The organism is Bradyrhizobium sp. USDA 376 (genome assembly GCF_054063675.1).
On record NZ_JBSSGN010000001.1, the window covers coordinates 4,325,676 to 4,345,457 of the forward strand.

General features: G+C 64.0%; 19 protein-coding genes and 1 pseudogene. 10 read left to right on the top strand and 10 right to left on the bottom strand.

Features of this window, described 5'->3' with window-relative positions:
• Positions 1-114: 114 nt before the first annotated feature.
• The 8 genes from ACVJ19_RS20285 to ACVJ19_RS20320 all read right to left on the bottom strand — a co-directional run bounded on the left by ACVJ19_RS20285 (position 115) and on the right by ACVJ19_RS20320 (position 8,654).
• Positions 115-657 carry a hypothetical protein gene (locus ACVJ19_RS20285; protein WP_453950744.1) on the bottom strand — a complete coding sequence of 181 codons (543 nt, stop codon included), beginning with the start codon at positions 655-657 and terminating at the stop codon, positions 115-117.
• Positions 654-1,922 carry an MFS transporter gene (locus ACVJ19_RS20290; RefSeq protein ID WP_453950746.1) on the bottom strand — a complete coding sequence of 423 codons (1,269 nt, stop codon included), beginning with the start codon at positions 1,920-1,922 and terminating at the stop codon, positions 654-656. The genes ACVJ19_RS20285 and ACVJ19_RS20290 overlap by 4 nt, the downstream gene beginning before the upstream one ends.
• Positions 1,923-1,926: 4 nt before the next feature.
• A complete protein-coding gene (locus ACVJ19_RS20295; RefSeq protein ID WP_453950748.1) occupies positions 1,927-2,253 on the bottom strand; it encodes an ArsR/SmtB family transcription factor in 327 nt (108 codons plus the stop codon).
• Positions 2,254-2,375: 122 nt separating this feature from the next.
• A complete protein-coding gene (locus ACVJ19_RS20300; protein WP_453950749.1) occupies positions 2,376-3,056 on the bottom strand; it encodes an SDR family NAD(P)-dependent oxidoreductase in 681 nt (226 codons plus the stop codon).
• A 4-nt stretch (positions 3,057-3,060) separates the two neighbouring features.
• Entirely contained in the window at positions 3,061-4,275 is a 1,215-nt protein-coding gene (locus tag ACVJ19_RS20305; RefSeq protein WP_453950750.1) for a sialidase family protein, read from the bottom strand.
• Entirely contained in the window at positions 4,272-5,705 is a 1,434-nt protein-coding gene (locus ACVJ19_RS20310) for a sodium:solute symporter family protein (protein WP_453950751.1), read from the bottom strand. The genes ACVJ19_RS20305 and ACVJ19_RS20310 overlap by 4 nt, the downstream gene beginning before the upstream one ends.
• 244 nt (positions 5,706-5,949) lie before the next feature.
• Positions 5,950-7,212 (bottom strand): Bcr/CflA family efflux MFS transporter, encoded by a 1,263-nt coding sequence (locus tag ACVJ19_RS20315; RefSeq protein ID WP_453950753.1) that lies wholly within the window; start codon positions 7,210-7,212, stop codon positions 5,950-5,952.
• Positions 7,213-7,301: 89 nt separating this feature from the next.
• Positions 7,302-8,654, bottom strand: coding sequence for a glycosyltransferase (locus tag ACVJ19_RS20320; protein ID WP_453950755.1), 1,353 nt, complete (start codon positions 8,652-8,654; stop codon positions 7,302-7,304).
• Positions 8,655-9,020: 366 nt separating this feature from the next.
• On the opposite strand from ACVJ19_RS20320, the gene ACVJ19_RS20325 reads away from it, so the two are divergent.
• The 8 genes from ACVJ19_RS20325 (at position 9,021) to ACVJ19_RS20360 (ending at position 16,022) form a co-directional block, all read left to right on the top strand.
• Positions 9,021-9,971: a c-type cytochrome gene (locus tag ACVJ19_RS20325; RefSeq protein WP_453950756.1), complete on the top strand. Its 951-nt coding sequence runs from the start codon at positions 9,021-9,023 to the stop codon at positions 9,969-9,971.
• 431 nt (positions 9,972-10,402) lie between these two features.
• The gene (locus ACVJ19_RS20330; RefSeq protein ID WP_211412613.1) at positions 10,403-11,128 is read left to right on the top strand and encodes a response regulator; all 726 of its coding nucleotides are present in this window, start codon (positions 10,403-10,405) and stop codon (positions 11,126-11,128) included.
• A gap of 184 nt (positions 11,129-11,312) precedes the next feature.
• Entirely contained in the window at positions 11,313-11,927 is a 615-nt protein-coding gene (locus ACVJ19_RS20335) for a DUF1127 domain-containing protein (protein ID WP_453950757.1), read from the top strand.
• Positions 11,917-12,084 carry a hypothetical protein gene (locus tag ACVJ19_RS20340; RefSeq protein ID WP_453950758.1) on the top strand — a complete coding sequence of 56 codons (168 nt, stop codon included), beginning with the start codon at positions 11,917-11,919 and terminating at the stop codon, positions 12,082-12,084. The genes ACVJ19_RS20335 and ACVJ19_RS20340 overlap by 11 nt, the downstream gene beginning before the upstream one ends.
• A 42-nt stretch (positions 12,085-12,126) precedes the next feature.
• A complete protein-coding gene (locus ACVJ19_RS20345) occupies positions 12,127-13,110 on the top strand; it encodes a cytochrome-c peroxidase (RefSeq protein ID WP_453950760.1) in 984 nt (327 codons plus the stop codon).
• Entirely contained in the window at positions 13,107-15,221 is a 2,115-nt protein-coding gene (locus tag ACVJ19_RS20350) for a two-component system VirA-like sensor kinase (RefSeq protein ID WP_453950761.1), read from the top strand. The genes ACVJ19_RS20345 and ACVJ19_RS20350 overlap by 4 nt, the downstream gene beginning before the upstream one ends.
• A complete protein-coding gene (locus ACVJ19_RS20355; RefSeq protein WP_453950763.1) occupies positions 15,218-15,607 on the top strand; it encodes a hypothetical protein in 390 nt (129 codons plus the stop codon). The genes ACVJ19_RS20350 and ACVJ19_RS20355 overlap by 4 nt, the downstream gene beginning before the upstream one ends.
• A 124-nt stretch (positions 15,608-15,731) precedes the next feature.
• Positions 15,732-16,022, top strand: coding sequence for a hypothetical protein (locus tag ACVJ19_RS20360; RefSeq protein ID WP_453950764.1), 291 nt, complete (start codon positions 15,732-15,734; stop codon positions 16,020-16,022).
• Between the two features lie 58 nt (positions 16,023-16,080).
• Here ACVJ19_RS20360 and ACVJ19_RS20365 read toward each other — a convergent pair.
• Positions 16,081-16,266, bottom strand: a pseudogene (locus tag ACVJ19_RS20365) (IS5/IS1182 family transposase); the annotation flags it as partial.
• Positions 16,267-17,677: 1,411 nt separating this feature from the next.
• On the opposite strand from ACVJ19_RS20365, the gene ACVJ19_RS20370 reads away from it, so the two are divergent.
• Complete coding sequence (locus ACVJ19_RS20370) at positions 17,678-17,905, top strand: hypothetical protein (protein WP_456739418.1); 228 nt, start codon at positions 17,678-17,680, stop codon at positions 17,903-17,905.
• Positions 17,906-17,968: 63 nt separating this feature from the next.
• Positions 17,969-18,457: a hypothetical protein gene (locus ACVJ19_RS20375; RefSeq protein ID WP_453950766.1), complete on the top strand. Its 489-nt coding sequence runs from the start codon at positions 17,969-17,971 to the stop codon at positions 18,455-18,457.
• Between the two features lie 99 nt (positions 18,458-18,556).
• On the opposite strand, the gene ACVJ19_RS20380 is transcribed toward ACVJ19_RS20375, so the two are convergent.
• Positions 18,557-19,705, bottom strand: a complete 1,149-nt coding sequence (locus ACVJ19_RS20380; protein WP_453950768.1) for an amidohydrolase — start codon at positions 19,703-19,705, stop codon at positions 18,557-18,559.
• Positions 19,706-19,782: the final 77 nt, after the last annotated feature.

The window sequence follows — 19,782 nt, forward strand, 5'->3', positions numbered from 1 at the left end:
CCGTTTGGGGTACAAGTTGGCTACCTCCGGACCCAAATCGGCCGTGGCAGCCACAAAGCAAATGGCGATCAGAAACCGCCGCGGTTAGGACATCGATTGGAGTAACGTCGTAGATTACTGCATCACGCGGAAATCAGGGCGGGCCGGCGGTAACGGCGGCCACAGAAGCGCGCGAACGATGAGCGGAACACCAATGACCAGAGGTATCAGCCAGTACATGAAATGAGGCAGATCCTTCCAAAGTGGAAGCTGCTTTCCATTGTCGACGTAGAAGGCAACAAGCATCAGAACATACGACAGGCCCATCCCCGCGATATGGAGCCTGACCCAATAATGCCAGCGGCGTCGGAGCGCATAGCGCCCGATCCAGGCGCAGGCGAACGAAGACGCGCCAATAGCGAACAAGTGATAGTTTTCGGCCCAGCGCATAAGCGACAGCAACGTCGCGGACACGAATAGCGCCAGCAGACACCAGAAATACGTCGTCCCGAGCTTCGAATGACGCCCGCGACGCTTCCGACTTAACATTGCGAGTGCGCCGATCGTAACGCATGCGAGACCCAGGGGGATATGCACCCCGAAGACCACCGCCAGAAAGAAGGGATCGGTCGAGGGAATTTCGATGCCCGCCACGATGGTCGTTTCTCCGCCTGTCATGGCGATACTCCCATCTTACAATTCGTCATCGGCTCGGCCGACAAGGACGGTCGCTTGACGGCAAATGCTCCGGCGGCGCATACAACGCAAAGCACGCAATAACCGACCAGGACGGCCCCATAGCTTCCCGTCCAGTCGATGCTTGCTGCGAAGGGCAGCGGGCCGAACGCTGCGCCAGCGATGCCGAAGACAAAGGAAGCGCCCCGAATTGCGCCTAGATGGTCCCGGCCGAAATACTGCGCGTAGCCGGCGGCGTTGATCGCTTGCTGCGAACCGTACGCCCCACCCACATTCAGTGCGTACAGCACACTTGCGGCGATTCCGCTGCCGAATGCCGCGAGAGCTGACGCCAGCGCGAGCATGAACATGGAAAGCGGCACCAAGTGCCGGGGTTCATAGCGATCGACCAGAAAGCCGGTGCAGAGTGTGGCAACCGCTTGAACGGCGGCAAGCAGCGACAATAGCAGCAACCCGTTGCTGTGGGCGATCCCGGCCGTCCGCATGATCGAGAAGTGATTGAGCAAGAGAGCGGTGCCGATGGCATTGGTCAAAAAGCCTGCCACGCACAGCAGCCAGAACACGCCAGTACGGAGCGCCTGCCCGCGCGTAAACGAAGGCTCCTCCCGTAGATCTTCTGCAACCGGCAGCAACCCGGCATCCGTGCTGAGGCCGAATTTTTCCGGCCGATCGCGAAACAGCGCGGCAGCGACCGGCAGGATGGTAAGGGCGACAAGTCCGGCTAGTGCGAGATAGGCGCCTCGCCAGCCGTAAAGCGAAATGAGGTCATCGATAAGTTTCGGAAAGATCATGGAGCCAGCCGCCAGGCCGAGACTGGCGGCCGCGGCGGCGATCCCGCGTCGGCGCACAAACCACAGATTCACGACTTGCTGACTGACGAGGCTAAGGCCTCCGATCGCAGCACCGCGCAATAGCGCGAAGCCAATGAGCAGCATTATCGCGGATTGAACTGTCGCCATGAGAGCGCAGGCCAAGGCGAGACCGCCGGCGATGATGGTTGCCGTCAGGCGAGGTCCGCGCCGGTCGATCCAGCGACCAATCACGGGGGCTGGCAGAATTCCCGCAAGCGTTCCAACTGCATATGCAATCGAGGCAGATGTGCGGGAGATACCAAGATCAGCGGTGATGGGATCGAAGAAAACCGAAACACCTGCCGTTTGGCCCGGCACCGTCATGAACGAGCCGAACGTGCCTGCGCCCAATACGATCCAGCCATAATGGAGAGCCGATGTTCGGGGGCTCACCATGGGATCAACTCGCTCGGCGCGTTGTCGCCGCCGTCAAATCATTCTCAAATCCCTCGCAGCAATGTTCGCGCAGGAACTCGATGACTCCGTCCATACGATCGTATCGAGCGCGGCAGATCACTGTGCGTCCGTTCTTTTCCTGGGCGACAAGGCCTGCGCCGACCAGTCCGCGCAGATGAAAGGCAAGTGTGGAGGCCGGTATATCGAGGCGGACCTGGATATCGCTGATGTTAAGGCCTGTCGGTCCGGCTCGAACCAACAGCCGATAAATGTCCAGTCGGGTCAGATTGCCCAATTCGGCCAAGCAGCGCGCGGCGATCTTGCGGTTCATTTGCTCCAAATACCGCAAACTCGGAAGCAATTCAACCACAATACTAGTTTTATGGTTTTATAAGCCGCGATTGCTCAAGCTCCCGCTCCATCCGGTCCTGCTGGGCTCATGATGTGAGCGCTTTAGAGCGAGCTGCCGCCGCAGATGACGAGTTGCTGTCCGGTGATGGCGGCCGCTTCCGTCGAGAGCAGGAAGGCCACGGAGCTAGCGACTTCGTCCGGGCGGACGAAGCGGCCGATCGGCGGCAGTCTCGGCGCGACATTGGCACGCGCGGGATCCTTCAGCATCGGCGTCTCGGTTGCGGCGGGGGCGACGACGTTGACCGTGATGCCGCGAGGTGCGAGCTCGATCGCAAAGGACCGCGCCAGCGCGACCAGCGCCGCCTTGGTCGCGGCATATTGCCCGCGGCCCGCCGCGCCCGATGCGGTGCGGCTGCCGATGAAGACGATACGTCCTCCGTTCGGCAGGCGCGGCGCCAGCGCGTCGGCGAGGCGCCCGGCGACGTCGACATGCAGCCGCCACATCGCCGCGCCGTCGTCATGGTCGAGCGATCCGAGCGAACCGACCTTGAGCAGCCCCGCGGCATGAACGAGCGCGGTCGGCGCGAAGCCGGCAACGGCGTCTGCAACGCCGTCGACCTCGTTCAGGTCGAGCGACAAATGATCGTAGGCCGGATGGTCGAACGTCACCGGCCGGCGGCTGATCCCGGTGACGCACCAGCCGTCGCGTAGCAGGCGCTCGACGATCTCCGCACCAATCCCCGAACTTGCGCCCGTGACCAGCGCGTGAGGCCTCTTGTCCATGACCTCAGCCCCGTCCGGCGTGCGTTACCCATGGTTCGGTCACGCGGACATATTTGATGGCGCGGCGGTGGAAGGTGAATGCCATATGGAGCGCGCCGTCGGCGGTCTGTTTGACGGACGGGTAGGAAAGCTCGCGATTGGTCTGGTCGCGCGAATTGTTGGTCATGCAATAGCCGTCGCCGGTCTCGACATTGCGCCTGGTCCAGCTTCGTCCGCCGTCGGCCGAGACGGCCAGCGTCATCGGCGCCCGCGGCGCGCCCCAGAACGCGGTGCGTCCGTCTGCCTTGCTGCCGTCGCTGGCGAGTACGGGCGGAAGTTCGTCCTCGATCTCGTCATACAGCGAAAGGCGACGCCCGGTCGCGTCCCTGGCGCTGGAATCGTTGAAGACCAGCGCGAGATGCCCGTTGCCGAGCCGCGTGAGCTGGATCGAGGAATTGTTGTTGGGAAGCACGGTCGGCGTTGGCGCCGACCAAGTGCGGCCGTGATCGGAAGACCTGCTCTGGTAGATGTTGTCCGCCCAGCGGCTGCGGAACATCGCCAGCAGCGAGCCGTAGTCGAGCCGCGCGATGCTCATATGCACGCAGCCGCGGCTGCCGGGCACGTCGACATCGCGCCAGGTCGCGCCGGCATCGGAGGAGATCTTCACCGCGCTGGTGTCCTCGTCGCCGTTCCATTTCCGGCCCGGCGTGCTGTGACAGTAGAACACGGGCAGCAGCCAGTCGCCGTTGTCGAGCACCACGATCGGCTGGCGGATGAAGGTGCCGCGGCCGCGATGCTCGGCAAACAGCGTCTCGATCGGGCCCCAGCTCCGGCCATTGTCGCGGGAGAGACGGCGGCGGATCAGGGCGGTGTCCTGGTTGCCCGCCAGCTGCGCCGTCCACATCAGCCACAGCGTGCCGTCGGGAGCGGGAAACAGCAAAGGGTTCTGCTCCGAACGCCCCTTGTCGTCGGAGAGCTTTTCGGCCGGCGACCATTGCGTCGCGCCGCGGGGCAGGCGCGAAAAATAGACCGAGATGTCCGACATGCCCTCCTGCGTGCCGCCGAACCAGACGCAGGCCAGATCGCCGTTCGCAAGCGGCATCAGATTGGCGGCGTGGTTCTGCACGCAAGGCGAGGGAATGAAGGCGTCGAACCGGTCGGGATCGCCGGCGGCCTGGCGGACGATGCCGTCGGCGGCGATCTCGATCTCGGTGCTCACGATCCCGGTAGCGACGATCATGTCGAAGTCCTTTCCACGAATGCATTGGCTTGCGCCGCCTGCGGCGCCGCGGGACTGGGAGCGCGGCCCGGCACCAGGCGCTCGATTGCCATCACCACCAGCGGCGTTGCGGCCGCGACATACATGTTGTCGATGCCGAAGGGGTTGCCGAGCATGTACCAGACCGTGGTCGAGACCGCGGCGCCGATCAGGCCGGCGGTGGCACCGCGGTTGCTGGCAAACAGCGGCAGGTAGAAACCCATCATCGCCACGATCGTGATCGACAGCCGCAGTGCGCGCGTGAAGAACGATAGTTTTAAGATCTCCGGAATGAAGAAGACGAAGACCAGCGGCACGATGCCGATCACCACCGAGAACACGCGCGTCATCTTCAATTCGCGCTCCGGCGTCGGCTTCCAGTAGGGAACGTAGAAGTCGCGCACCACCAGCGAGGCGATCGCCAGTGCCACGGTGCAGACGCTGACGAAGATCGAGGCGACCAGCGAGGTCGTCACGAAGGCGGAAGCGAGCGGCGGCATCTTCTCCAAAAACACCGGCAGCGCGTAGAGGCTGTTCATGTCGGGATAGAGATATTTTGCGGCGACCCCGATCAGCGCGAGCAGGAAGCCCAGCGGCAGGCAGAACGCCGCCGCATAGAACGTCGCCTTGCGGGCGTCGTCCGCGCTCGGGGTCGAGGAGATCGCCTGCACGATGAACTGCGTCGAGAAGATCGCGCCGACGGTGCCGAAGGTCCAGGCGAAGATGGTCGCAAAGCCGATCTTGCCGTCCCAGGTGAAGTAATAGGCCGGCAGCTTGGCCTGGATCGGCGCGATGCCGCCGGTCAGCGACATCGCGACCGTGAAGATGATGAGGATACCGACGACCTTGAAGGCGCTGTGCAGGATCGTCACCCAGGCGACGCCCTTCAGTCCGCCGAACACGTAATAGAAGGTCGAGACCACCGCGATGATGCACATCGCAACCGGCAGGCTGACATGCAGCGCGGTGGCGATCGCGGCCGCGCCGCTGACGTAATTGCCGACATTCACCAGCAGCAGCGCGTAGATCATGATCACGGACACCGTCAGCATGGTCGACTTGCCGTATTTCTGCGCGATCGCGGCCGAGATGGTGTATTCGCCGGAATTGTAGAGCTTCTTCACCATCAACAGGCCGAACAGCAGGAAGCCGATCGAGGCGCCGAGCACGGCCCACCCGGCCGCCATGCCCGACTGGAACGCTTCCTGCGCGGTGCCGACGGTCGACTTGGCGCCGACGAACTCGGACATCATCAGCACACCGACGACCACGGCCGGCATGGCGCGGGCGGCGGTCATGAACTGGTCGCTGGTCCGGCTGCGTAGCTTGAGCGTGAGCCAGGATGTGAAGGCGATGTAGGCGACGATCATCGTGACGATGAGCGTGCTCTCGCCGTTGAGGATGGCTTGCATCGGTGACGTTTCCTCTGGTGACGCGGATGCGGTGTTGTGAGCCCGCTTTGGTCAGGTGTTCGGAATGCGAACAATTGTTCTTAAAGTTCATTAGACCCGTGCGGACGCGATGCGTCAAGCGCACGGGCCGGGCGTTGCGGCGGATGTCCCCCGTTGGGGGTGCATTGCCGCAGCACGTTCAAAGGGTTGCAGAGAGCAGAACATGACTTGCCGGCATCCGGGGATGTGCCGCCAATCGAACGCCTCAGGAGCGCGTCGGGCTCCGGATCGCCACGCCGGCACCGATCGTCCGTGATTGGAGACGACGGTCGGCGGGACGAGCGACCAGAAAGTAGAGGCCCAGCGCGAGGAGCGACGACGCGGCCATGACCGCCGTCATCGACAGCGCGGTCCGTCCGTCGAAACGCGCCGCGACCAGTCCGCTCGATACGGCACCTGCGATCAGTTGAATGCTCCCGGCAGCCGCGCTGACGGCGCCGGCGATGTCGGGGAGGTGCTGCATCGTCGCGCTCATCACGTTCGGCACGCTCAGTCCGAAGCCGAGCGCCACCGCCATCAGCAGCGCAACGACGAGCGCCGTCGGCATCCAGCCGGCCAACGTCATCGCGAGCAGGGCGAGGCTGGCCGCCGATGACAGCGTCAGCCCGGTCGCGAGCATGTGGCTAGAGGATATCCCGCGCCGCCCAAGCTGGCCGTCGAGGAAGGCGCCGGCCATCACGGAGGCCGAGCAGGCACTGAAGATCAGTCCGTATTGCGCGGGCGAGAGCCCGACAGCGCCGACGAAGAACAGCGAGGCGCCGGTGACGTAGGCAAACACCGTCGCGCCGCCGGCGGCGCCGACCAGGATGAAAGGCAACGAAACCGGATGCGTCAGCACCCGACGATAGCTGTCGGTCACGGAGGACCGAACGAGGCGCGCGGAAGGAGCCAAGGGCGCGGTCTCGCGCGCGGTCTCGGCGAAGCGAAACATCACCACCACCAGCAGCATCAGGCCGATTGCGGCCTGGGTCGCATAGATCGATCGCCAGCCGGCCGCCGCCAGCAGGGCCGCGCCGGCCGTCGGCGCGATCACGGTCGCGACGTTGACCGCGACCATGACGTTGGCGATCTTGCCGCGTGCGGCGTCGCCGTCGAAGAGATCGCGGATGATGGCGAACGTCGTAGCCGTCGCGGCGGCGCCGATCCCCTGGAAGAAACGGCACACCAGCAGAAGCGGCAACGAGGTGGCAAGCGCGCAACTGATGCTGGCGGCGATGAACAGCGCAAGGCCAAACGCCAGAACCGGCTTGCGGCCGGTGCGGTCCGAGACCGGTCCGTAGATCAGCGGCGCGGTGGCAAGGCTCAGCATGAAGGAGCTCATCGTCAACCCGACCTCCGAGGCGCTTGCGCCCAGCGTGGCGCCGGTGGCTGCCAGTGCCGGCAGATTGATGTCGATGCCGGAATACGGCACGGCCGCGAGAGCGCCGAGCAGCACTGTGAATGCAAAGGAGTCTGGTTCGATCCGCATGGACGAAGATCCGAAGGCGCGTGGCGAGGTTTCACGAGGCAATGGAGCGCGGTCGCGCCGCGCTCCATCATTCCGTCAGGCGGCAGCGATCAGGCGCGCCGGCCGGCACGCCGCCCCTGGCTCGCAGCGGTCGCGCGCAGTCGTGAGACCTCGGTCTCGTCGGTCACGAGTTCGCCGATGATCCGGACAATCTCCGCCCGCGTATCGATCTCGGCGAATTCGTCCGCGATCTGCGTCGCGCGCAGCTGATAGCGCGGCTGGTCGAGCACCGCCCGCACCGCATTGCGTATGGCTTCCGGCGTCGGTTCGTTGGTCTCGAGGTCGATGCCGACGCCGGACCATGCGACCCGCGCGTTGACGTCGGCCTTGTCCTCGGTCAATCCCGCGGTGACCAGCGGGATGCCGAAGCTCATGGCCTGGTTGACGCTGCCATAGCCGCCATTGGTGACGAGCACGTCGACGTTCGGCAGCAGCCATTCGAACGGCAGATAGCTGGCGATGCGTGCGTTCGAGGGGACCTTGCCGGGAATGGCGTCCACCGGGCGGCCGCCTGCGGTCGCGACCACTATGATGTCGGGCTCGTCGGCCAGCGCTGCCAGCGTCGGGGCGACCAGCAGGTTGAAATTGTGGTTGGCCACCGTTCCCTGCGTCACCAGAACGATCTTGCGTGTACCGTCGAGCTCCTCGGCCCATGACGGCGGCGGAACCTGGTTGGCAATGATCGGAGGCGTGCCGACGAAATGCACCGACGACGGGATCTCGCGGGGAAATTCGAAGCTCGGCACCGACAATTGCAGATAGGCATCCGCGAGGGCGACCACGGAATGGAATAGCGGCATCGATATCGGCCCGACGCCGAGGCTTTTCAGCGCCCGGTTCAGGCGCAGTGCCACCGGTTGATCGACCGCCGCATCGAACTCCCGCGCCTTGGCGGCATATTGATCGCGCTGCTCGATGGTCTTTGCCGGTGGCAAGCCGAGGAAATTGGGCGCGCCGTCCTCGCGCGCCCAATGCAGGAATGAGGTCCCGCAGAGTGCGATGGGCGGTCGCTGCGAGCGCGGTCCGAGCAGCATCGGCAGCACGCCGAACAGCATGTCGTCGCCGACGATGATGTCGGCCGGAAACTGCTGCAACGCTTGCAGGAGTCCCTGGTGCTGCGCCGGAATGGCATCGACGAAGATGCGCTCCAACGCCACGCGGAACCACTCGAGGCCCGGTGGGATGGATTTCAGTTCCGGGACCAGCGAGAAGATGTCGTTCGGATCGAAGTCCGCCCCCTCCGGCAGCGGAAAGAACTTGACGCCGCTGGCCTCGACGCGGGCACGAAAGGCGGTGCCCGTCATGAAGGCAACCTCGTGGCCCTCGGCGACCAGGATCTGCGTGATCGCCAGCATCGGATTGAGATGACCCGTCGCAGGCGTCGAAGCGATAAGAATCTTCATGGGAGATGACCTCTTGATGATCGATGCTCGGTCGCCAACAGGGCGGCCGCTCGATTGAGCAGAGGCAATTGAGGGGATCGTCGTTACACCAAGGCTTCCGGTGATCGCCAAATGGTTACGCCGGCAACGCATCGTGGCGCTGCCGGGGCCGGTCGTACGAGCGGCGATGAAGTCCGCGGCCAGGAATTACAATTGTAACGCGAGCGCCCCGCGATGAAACGGGACGGTAATGGCGCGCTCGTAAGCCGCCGGAGCGCCGGTCGGCGGGCCGCAGATATTGAGCGGCTATTTCAGCCGAAGGCGATGATTGACGACAGGCATATTTGCGCAGGCTTCGACCAGCGCAGAATTTTTTGAGGAACGACCATGCAGAATTTTGTCGTCCTGGCTGCGATCGTTGCTCTCATCGCGCTTCTGGTCTGGTCCGGCGCGCGCGCCCTGCGGGCCAGGCATCCTCTCGTGAAATGCTGCGGCGTCGTTCTGGCGGCAATGCCGGCCGTCGCGCTGTCCGGCGTGAGTGCGCTGACGGCAGCGGGCATCGTCAAGCAGCATTGGCGCTCCGCGCCGGTCCCCGATCTCGAGGTCGAGGCCACGACGGAACGGATTGCCCGTGGCAGGGCGGTCGCCGACAGCTTCTGCGCCGGATGTCACTCGAACAGCGGCGTGCTGTCCGGTGGCGGCGACGTCGGCAGGGATCTCCCGCTTCCCATCGGCTCCTTCGTGCCCGCGAACCTGACCCCTGCAGGAGCGTTGAAGCATTGGTCCGATGGCGAGATCTTTCGCGCCATTCGCAATGGCGTCGACGCGCGCGGCCGATGGCTCGCGATCATGTCCTTCACCAATGCCGGCCGGCTCAGTGACGAGGACACCCATGCCGTGATCGCCTATATCCGCAGCTTGCCCGCGACCGGCGGGCAGACGCCCGATCCTCCGGATCGCTTCACCCTGCTGGGCCTTGCGATGCTGGGCGCGGGATTGTTGCCGGATGCCAAGCCGGTGTTCACCGGTGTGATCATCGCGCCGCCGAAGGGGCCGACAGCCCGTTACGGCAGGTACCTGCTGTCCTATCAGGATTGCCGCGAATGTCATGGCAAGGATCTCGCAGGCGGCGTGCCCGGACAATTGCCGCCGCTCGGACCCGATCTCGGTGTCGTCAAGGACTGGAGCCAGGCGCAGTTCATCGCCACCATGCGCACGGGCGTCGATCCGAACGGACATCGGCTCGCCGAGCAAATGCCGTGGCGGCCAATCGGGCGGATGGACGACGACGAGCTCGCTGCGATCTACCAGTACCTCGTGGGTCTGCCTCGTTCCTGACGCATCCCGGCGAATGATCCGTGCGGCCGGTCTCGCCCGGCTGCACGTTCGCGACTTTCGTGCGCGCTGAACGCGCGCGGGCGTGGCGCGCGGCTGCAGGCGACGCTGCGCCCCGCGAACACGCACGCGGTCGAGTCGCCGTCAGCGACGCGGCCCGTCGTCATCGTCGAACAGTCCCTTCGTCACCGGCGAACAATCACGCCGGCCGGGACACTGGAATCGCTCAAAAGTAGCATTAGCTAGGATCACAATGCTTCACGTCTGCGACATCCAGCGGACTTGGCCGCAGAAATACCGGCTTATGGCGTCATCGAAACATCATGGACAGCGGCGGCGCATGCCGACCTTTTTGGCTGTCGCTGATACCAATTTGAATGATTGCCGATCTTGAACGTGACCCGGTTGGTGACGGCAGATTTTGAGAGAGAAGTATGCTTGCAGATGTTGGCCACATCGTCGTCGTCGACGACGATCCCACCTTGCGACAGATGGTGATCAGATATCTGGAGGAGCACAATGTCCCGACCCGGGCGGCGTCCAGCAGGTCTGAGCTGAACCACTATCTCGAAGCCAGTCAGCCCAGCCTGATCATTCTCGACCTTCGCCTCGGTCAAGAGGACGGTCTGGACCTGCTGCGGGAAATCCGTTCGCATTCCGACGTGCCCGTCATCATCACGACTGGTCATCGCCCGGATGAGATCGACCGCATCGTCGGGCTCGAACTCGGCGCCGACGACTACATCATCAAGCCGTTCTCGCTGCGGGAACTGCTGGCGCGTGTTCGGGCGGTGTTGCGGCGACAGGAGATGGGCCGGGCCGCGCGCGCCCGCGATCCCGAGCGCGGAGGCTATCGCTTCGGCGGATGGAAGCTGGAACGCCGCGGCCGCAAGCTCATCGATCCCAGCGAAACGCCGGTTCCGCTCAGCAAGGGGGAGTATGCCTTGTTGCTGGCCTTCCTCGAGGCGCCGCAACGCCCGCTGACCCGCGAGCATCTGCTTCAGGCGACCCGCATCCATGAGGACATTTTCGATCGCAGCATCGACGTCCAGGTGCTGCGGCTGCGGCGCAAGCTGGAGTCCGATCCGAGCGCGCCGCGCGTCATCCAGACCGAGCGCGGCGTCGGCTATGTCTTCGCGGTTCCCGTAGAACCGTTCTAGAGCATGCTCCGGACCCGGAGGGCCGCGCTAGCACAAGGTGTGCAGCGTTTTTCCGAAAAGGTCGTGCGCAAGCAGAAACGCGGCCGCGGGATTGCAACTGTAACCCCTTTGCCGATGACGGTGATTTCGCTGTAACGCCCGGCTTGCACATTGCCTCCCACGAACAGCGTGTGGGAGATTTACGATGAAGACGCATTCTCGCAGTGTGATCCGTTCCGTTCGGCCGGATGACGCAGAGCCCGACGGGCGGGGGCAGGTCGCTTGGCCCGATGGCCGCGGCGTGACCCGTCTCGCCCGCACCGCGAGGTTGGATCACGCGGAGACCGGTTCGGACCCTGTACTGCAAGCTGCGGCGTCGAATCGAGAGGTCAGCCTATTCCGGTCGGTGGCCTTTTCCTTCATGGAAGGGTTTGCTCTCTATGGCGCCGCGTTGCATCCGTCCGCGGCCATGCCGGTTCACGCAATCCTCGCCGCCCGGCGCGATTGGGAGCCGTACCCGGAGGCCGGCGAGCCGGCGAGTCCGGTGCAGGACGGCGATGGCCGCGGAACCTGCAGCACCGGCAATGTCGTCAAATTCGATCGCGTCCTGCCGCCCGACACGCAACCGGAGCGGCGCTGGAGCTGGCTGCGCTCGGCCGGTGAAACGCTGACGGTTCTGCTGGCGCATGTGCGCCGGGAGCGCGCGATCAGGAGGGCCGTTGCGGCCTTGAAGGAACTCGACGACCGGACATTGCGCGATCTCGGAATCCGCAGCCGTTCGGAAATCGAGTGGACCGTGAGGTACTGTCATGATTGCTGACGTCGTCTACCTCGCCTTCGCCGGGCTGGGCGTGTGCCACGCTGCCTGCCGTTCGATGATCTCGGGCAGCTTCAAGGCCGGCATGTTCGGCCAGCGTCCTCTCGTCTGGGGATGGCCACGTTCACGAAATCATAGCGCTTCCATCAAAAGCCGTTGAGCGGACGCCGTCGCTTCCGCTTCCATCCCCATATCACTGGCAGTGCGACTATTGACTGGATTTCGAGGAGCCGGACCAGGCGCCGGCTATCGGGGTGGGGTGATCGCGATCTGCGCGGTGTTGCTGTGCTGCGTCGAAGTCACGCCCGCGCCGTCGCAGTCGCCGCCGGCACCAGTGCTCGACCGCGGTGAGCCGATCACGCCGATTCCGCCGGCTCCCGCCGTCGATCCACTGAAGGCGGCGCTTGGCGAGAAACTGTTCGGCGATCGCCGGCTCTCGCATGACAATTCCCGCGCCTGCCAATATTGCCACGATACCGCGACCAACGGCGCGAGCCAGAGACGGCACGATGTCAGCCTCGACGGGGTGGAGCTCGCGCTCAACACGCTCACCGTCTTCAATTCGACGCTCAGCTTTCGTTTCAGCTGGGAAGGAAAATTCCGTACCGTCGAGGCCGACATCAAGGCATCGCTGGAAAGCCCGCACACGATGGGCAGCAGCGCGGCGGAGATCTCCGCAAAGCTCGATGCCGATCCCGACATGCGCGATCGTTTCGTCGCGGCCTATGGCCGGCGCCCCGACAGCGCCGGCGTCATCGACGCGCTCGCAAGCTATCAGCGCACGCTGCTCACACCGGGCAGCAGGTTCGATCGCTGGCTGGAGGGCGACGATGCAGCCCTGTCGGCCGACGAACTGGACGGATACCGCCTGTTCAAGTCGCTGGGTTGCTCGGCCTGCCACCAAGGCGTCAACGTCGGCGGCAATCTGTTCGAGCGGCACGGCATATTCCATCCGCTGGCGTCACCCGAGCCGAAAATCCTGCGCGTGCCGAGCCTGCGCAACGTCGCGACGACCGCCCCCTATTTTCATGACGGCAGCGCGCCGACGCTCGAGGACGCGGTTCGCAAGATGGCGCTGGCACAGTTGAACGCCACGCTGACAGACCGGCAGGCCAGGGCGCTCGTCGCCTTCCTCAACAGCCTGACCGGGACCTATCGCGGTGCGCCCGTCGGTGGCTCGCCATGAAATCAGCTCCCGCCGTCGTCAGCGTCGCGTTCGTGCTCGCGCTTCTCACCTGGCTCCTGCTCAACGGGCTGAACGTCAATTCGGCGCGTTACGACAGCCAGCTTCAGGCGCTCGGGGATTTCACCCGGTTCGAGCGCGGGATGACCCGGGAGGTCCTCACCGCGCGCGCCGGCTTGTCGCGCAATTACGATGCGCTGGTGCAAATGGTGAATGCCTATGACGATGCCTTGACGCGGCTGCGCGACACGGCGGGCCTCGATGCCGAGCAGACGAGGGCCATCGATGTCCTGTCGGCACGGGCCGGCCGGCAGGAGAGCCTGATCGAGCGGTTCAAGAGCCGGAATGCGCTGCTGCAGAACTCCTTTGCCTATTTCGGCCTGTTCAGCGACAAGCTGGCCGAGTCGGACTCGCGGCCGCTGGTGACGGCCGCCTCCGCGCTGGCGGCCGCCATGCTGCGCCTGACGCTCGACACTTCGGACGCCGCTGCGCGCCAGGTCGAGGACCGCCTGGAAGAGCTGGCGCAACTGCAGGCGCCGCCGGCGGAGAAGGATTCGGTTCGAGCGCTGCTGACCCACGGACAGATGCTGCATGACCTGCTGCCTGATATCGACACCATCCTGAGGACGCTCGTTGCCGATTCCAGTAATCGCGAGCAGGACGCCATGCTGGCAGTCATCATGAAGCGTCAGCTCGCCGCGCGCGCCTCGGCGCGCAAGACGCGGCTGCTCCAGTACATCACCTCGCTGCTGCTGCTCTCCGGCATCATCTATTTCGGCATGCTGCTCCGCAAACGGGCCATGGTGCTGCGCCGCCGCGCCGCGTTCGAGCACGTGATCGCCGACATCTCGATGCTGTTCATCAATTCGAACAGCGAGCGGATCGCCGCCGACGTCGAGATGGCGCTCCACCAGCTGGCCGGATGCATCGGCGCGGACCGTGCCTATTATGTCTGCGAGGTCGGCATGACGACGCACAGCTATCGGTGGTCCCGCGACGGCGTCGGGTTCGAACAGGGCTGGCCGCAACGGGTGCTGAGGCTCGCGTCGCGATCCGACGGCGGCGACGACGGCATCGTCTACATCCCCAAGGTGAGCGCTTCGCATCCCCACGAGGCGATGAACCTGCTCGCCGAAGCCGGCGTGAGCGGCTGGCTCTGCATCATGGCGGCCCACAAAGGTCGCGATGGCATTCTCGGCTTCGACGCCCTGCACGGAGGCGCACTCAGATACTGGTCCGAGGTCTCGCTGTTTCGCATGGCTTTCGATGCGATTCGCAACGCGATCAGGCGGGCCCGGCTCGAGGGCGAGAAGGAGCGTCTCCAGGCGAGCCTGCAGCAGGCGCGCCGCATGGAGACCATCGGGACCTTTGCCAGCGGCATCGCCCACAACTTCAACAACATCGTCGGTGCAATTCTCGGCTACGCCGAAATGGCCGACGCGCGGATTCCGTCGGGAAGCCGGTCCGCCGCGAGCCTCGCCGAGATCCGTCGGGCCGGCGAGCGGGCGCGCGAGCTGGTCGAGCAGATTCTCAGCTTCGGCCGCCGCGGCGAGGGCAGGCGGGAGCGCGTGTGCGTCAAGACCCTGATCGACGAAACCAGGTCGCTGCTCGCCGCGTCACTGCCCTCGTATGTCAGGCTCGAGGTGAGCGAAACGGCCGAAGCGTCCGTCGTGACCGGGGAGCCGGCCCAGTTGCAGCAAGTGATCCTGAATCTCTGCAACAACGCGGCGCAAGCGATGAAGGAGCCCGGCCGCATCGAGCTCCGCATCAAGACGTGCGATCTCGCAAGGCCGCTGCCGGTCGGGCGCTGCGACGTCGGCCCTGGCCGCTTCATCGTCATTTCGGTCACCGATCCAGGTCCCGGCATGGACGAGGCGACGCTGGAGCGGATATTCGAGCCGTTCTTCACCACCCGCCCGGACGGCAACGGCCTCGGGCTTGCGACGGTGCGCGAGATCGTCGAGCAACATGGTGGCGCCGTCGCGGTGCGGAGCCGGCCGGACGCCGGCACGCGCTTCGACGTCTGGCTGCCCTCGGGCGAGCCCGAGAGCCACAGCTGCCTTCACACGGCTCCGATCCGGCGCTCCTTGGCGCCGGCGAAACCGTGCTCGTGATCGACACCGATCGCCGCCGCCTGTTGCGCTATGAGGAGATCCTCGCGGCGCTCGGCTACGAACCCGTCGGCTTCACCAGGCTGGCGGAAGCCATCGCCGCCTGCCGGGCCGCGCACGCCCGCTTCGACGCGGCGCTGGTGTGTCATCTGCCCGGAGGCTCCTCGCTCGATGTCGCGGCGGCGTTGCATGATGCCGCAGCGGATCTGCCGATCATCCTGGCGGCGCCCTCGACGCGCGACCTGGCGATGCCCTCGCTCGAGACGTCGGGCATCACCGAGCTCGTTCATCATCCGCTGGTGTCGGCGGAGCTCGCCGGCGTGCTGGCGCGGAGCCTCGCCTCGTCCGCGACGGGCGGCAGATCGAGGCGAATAGCCGGGGTTTCCTGAAGCATGATCTGCAGGCGGTTTCAGCCGTAACGCGATCGCATCGCGGGCGACATGGCCGGGTAGCCGGCATCTCCTATCCAGGACAGGCGCGGCTTCGCAATGTCACCGCGATAGGAGAAGAATGATGTCGATCAGACTTGGTGTGACCATCGTCGCAGCTACGGTGTTGTTCTGGCCGGTTTCGAGTCTCAGGGCGGGAGAAGGCGCGCGCGCCGGCGCCCGCTCGGTGATCGGCCCGCCCGGCAGTCTCGCCCCGACAAGGTTCGCGGACCTGTTCCGGCAAGCTCCCGTCGGACACCGACAGCCGCGGCCCAGCGACATGTTGGAGCTCGTGCAGGCCTCGCCCGTCGACGCCGAGCTGCGGCGTCTCGACGAGGAGATCGATCGCAAGCTGATCATCTGTCGCGGATGCTGACCATGCCGGAGGCGGCGAGCACCAGGCTCGCCGCCTTCGCATGCCTGGACTCGCGCAACTATAGCCGAATGGATGCAAGCTGGAGGAATGCGAGGTCGTTGGCCGCGAGCTTGTCGCAGCGCGTTGCCACACGCCGACAGTGTTTGATCTTGTTGAAGAATCTCTCGCTCAAGTTGCGAGCACGGTAAAGATACGGACTGAAGCATAGCGTCTCTGTCCGGTTTCGCTTCGGTGGGAATTGAGCCTCGATGTCCCTTGTGGCCCGTGGCTGCCTCTACGAGGTCTGCTTCCTGAAGGGGACTCGAGCGGGGCCATGCAAACTGGTCAAGGCGGCCTTTGACCCGTAGCAGACCTTTAGATCACCGATCATGATCGCGCTTTTCGACATAACGGTACAGCGTGATCACAACGATGGCCGGTATCCCCCAGAAGGTTGCTACTAAGAGACCGACAAAACCAAAGGTGCTAGCATCCTTGCCCCCACCGAAAAGCAATGTCGCCACCACGACCGATATAGCGACCATTCCAACAAGCTTGGAAAAAAGACTTCGCGTTCGCGAGCCTTGATCCTTGGCGGAGGGTCAACATCCAAATTGAGTGTATCCTGATACTAAACTTTAGCTAGTTTCCTTTAGACGGAACGCCAGCGGATGATAGGGGCTGAACCGTGCATGCACTTCCCGCATTTGGCGGCCTAGTTATTGGCTTGCTCCTCGGCGTTTTCACCGTGATTTTTCAGTACTCCTTCTCGGTGCTCAGCATCTCTTCAATTTTCCGCTCACCCAATCTCTCTACCCACGGCGAGCGGGCCAGTAATGCTTAGATTTATGACATCCGCGCTTTTCCTTCCCTTGATTGTGATTGTCCAACCGCTCGCTGCTTCCGCACATGATACGGAATGCGTTCCGATTAGGTGTCGTGCAGAATTTGCACTTACAACATGCGATAAGCCGCGCCAGGGAGCGAAGGTTCTTTCCGGTCGCATCCTTGGCGTATCGAGGGAGTGCTCTAACGATGCCGTGCAGATGCAAGTTGAGGATTGGGAAGCGAACAAGGTGCCGCCGGTAATCGACGTCGTTATTGGGCGCTGCGTGCGCTTTGAGGGGAAGGTTGGTGATCCAATTAGGGTCGCGGTGGCGGAGCCCAAACCTCACGTCCGACGCTATGACTTGGCTTGCAGGTATTACTGAAGGGTAGATTTTCGCATCTGGGCCCGGACGAACACGAAATGATGATACATGACGATTTTTGGTTTGCGCTCTGGTTCACCTTCCGTTTGTTCATTCACGAGCTCGTGCGTCATCCCGGCAAATTCGTCCCTGCCCTCATCATCCTTTCGATAATTGCTTATTGTGGTTTCGAATTTGTCCGTGCCTTTCGTCATGGCCGTCGTTCACATCAAGTTCCGCCTCGCGACCTACCGTCCTGAATTTCAGCTTCTGGCCCGTGGCTGGCTTTGCCGAACTGCTTGCCAACTGGCGGCTTGTGACCCAAACCAGACGTTGGCCAGAGAGAGCCGAATGGGACGTCGCAACCGCCAGCGACAAAGTGGCACATTTGAGTTGCCGGGTTGTGCGGGCCCGTTAATGCACGCTTAGTCTCGTTCGAGTTACGGTAATCGGTCCGTCCGTTGCAGCTCGCCAGAATGAGGCCGTATGAGTCTGTGGTACTTCTTGAGCGACTGGTTCGCGGGTGTCCCAACCTATGGAGCGCTGTTCAAACGAATCATGATCAACGTTGCATGGGCAGTCGCCCTAATCTTCGTCATGATGTTTCTTGGGCTTCCCGGTGAATACGCCGCCGTCGTCATCTGCGGTTTTTTTGTTGTGAACGGCGTGATGTCCTTTGTTTTCCTACGCCAGCGCGATCAAATGCGTGATTGAGAGTATTGCACCCTGGTGCCCATCGCTCAGAGCCAAGTTGGCAAAGACCTGTAAGAGTCACAGATGAAGATTAGGCTTGCCATCGCAGCGTTCCTGGTCCTCGGTGTCGCTGTTCTCGGGTATGCTTACGTCCGTGGCTATTCGCCGTTCACTTCTCAATTTGTGCAGACCTGCGAAAAGGCAATCCAAGAGCGGCTGGCGGTTCCCTCCACCTATCAACGGATTGGCCTGGACGACTCCAGAAGAACGATCACGTGGGATGAATTTTTCGCCGAGCCGGAGCGGGCCGGACCTGAAGCAATGAGAAAAGGCATGATCCGGGCCGCGCGGGGGCCGCCGGTTCAGTATATCGCGCTCATCGACTACCAAGCTCAGGACTCGATCGGCGCCATCATTCGAGAAAGGGCGTCATGCACTTTCAACTCACTCGATGGGAGCGATGCGCCTACGCGTACGTACTGGGTGAAGATCGATGGGGAACATAACAGGGAGTGGGCCGCCAGGCAGCCCAATGCCGCAACTCTTCACCAGCGCTTGCTGAAAAATCTGTAGAACGGCGACGGGTCGTCTACTGGCGGACATCATGGTGTGTCCGCTCTGAGGTCTGCTTTCGAGAGTAAAGCTGATGCGGCCAATTGATGAGTACACGCCCTAGTTCGCGCTGAGCGCCGTCTTGGCAACCTCGGCCATCCAGCTGGATGCGACGGGAAGGATCGCGTCGTTGAAGTCGTAGCGCGGGCCGTGCAGCTCGGCGCCGTCGCGCAATTCGCCGTTGCCGATCCAGACGAAGGCGCCGGGCCGATGCTTGAGGTAGAAGGCGAAGTCCTCGCCGGCCATGCTCGGCGCAAGGTCGCGGCGGACAGGCGCCTGCACCTTCCCGGCGGCGAAGCGCGCCAGGCCGGCCTCGGCCGGGCTGTTGATCACCACGCCGACGCCCATGACGATCTCGGGCGTGACCTTGACGCCGAAGCTCGTGGCGACGCCGGCACAGGTCCGTTCGATCCCGCCCAGGATGGTGTCCTTGATCTCCTCGCGATGAAACCGCAGCGTGCCGCGGATGGTGACGCGTCCCGCGATCTGGTTCGGCGCGGTGCCGCCCTCGATCGTGCACAGCGAGAGCACCGCCGTGTCGAGCGGATCGACACTGCGCGAGACGATCGACTGCAGCGCCACGATCAGATGGCCGGCCGCCATCACCGGATCGCGCGTCAGATGCGGCATGCCGGCGTGTCCCGCATGGCCCTCGATGGTGATGGTGACGCGTCCGCCGGAGGCCATGACGACGCCGTCATGGATCGCGATGCTGCCGGCCTGAAGGCCGGGCCAGTTGTGAAAGCCGAACACCCGCTCCATCGGGAAGCGCTCGAACAGTCCGGCCGCGACCATTGTGCGCGCGCCGCCATAACCTTCCTCGGCCGGCTGGAAGATGAAGTGAACCGTGCCGCTCCAACTGGTGTCGGCGGCGAGCAGGGCCGCCGCGCCAAGCAGCGAGGCGGTGTGCCCGTCATGGCCGCAGGCATGCATCACGCCTGATGTCTTCGAGGCGTAGGGCAGGCCGGTGTCCTCGGTGATCGGCAGCGCATCCATGTCGGCGCGCAGGCCGACGCAGCCTTGCGCCGACCCGCGCGTCAACGTCGCGACGATGCCGTGGCCGCCGATAGCAGCCTCGAACGGAATGCCGAGCTCGGTGAGCTTGTCCTGCACGAAGGCGGCGGTCGCCGTCTCCTGGAGGGACAGTTCGGGGTGGGCATGCAGATGCCGGCGCCACGCGGTCAATTTCTGGTGCAGCTCGGGTGTCAAGGCAGGGGATCTTTCACTGGGAGGGCCGGCTTGCAGCCAGCATAGCCGAATATTGGGACGCCGCACCAAGCGCCAGC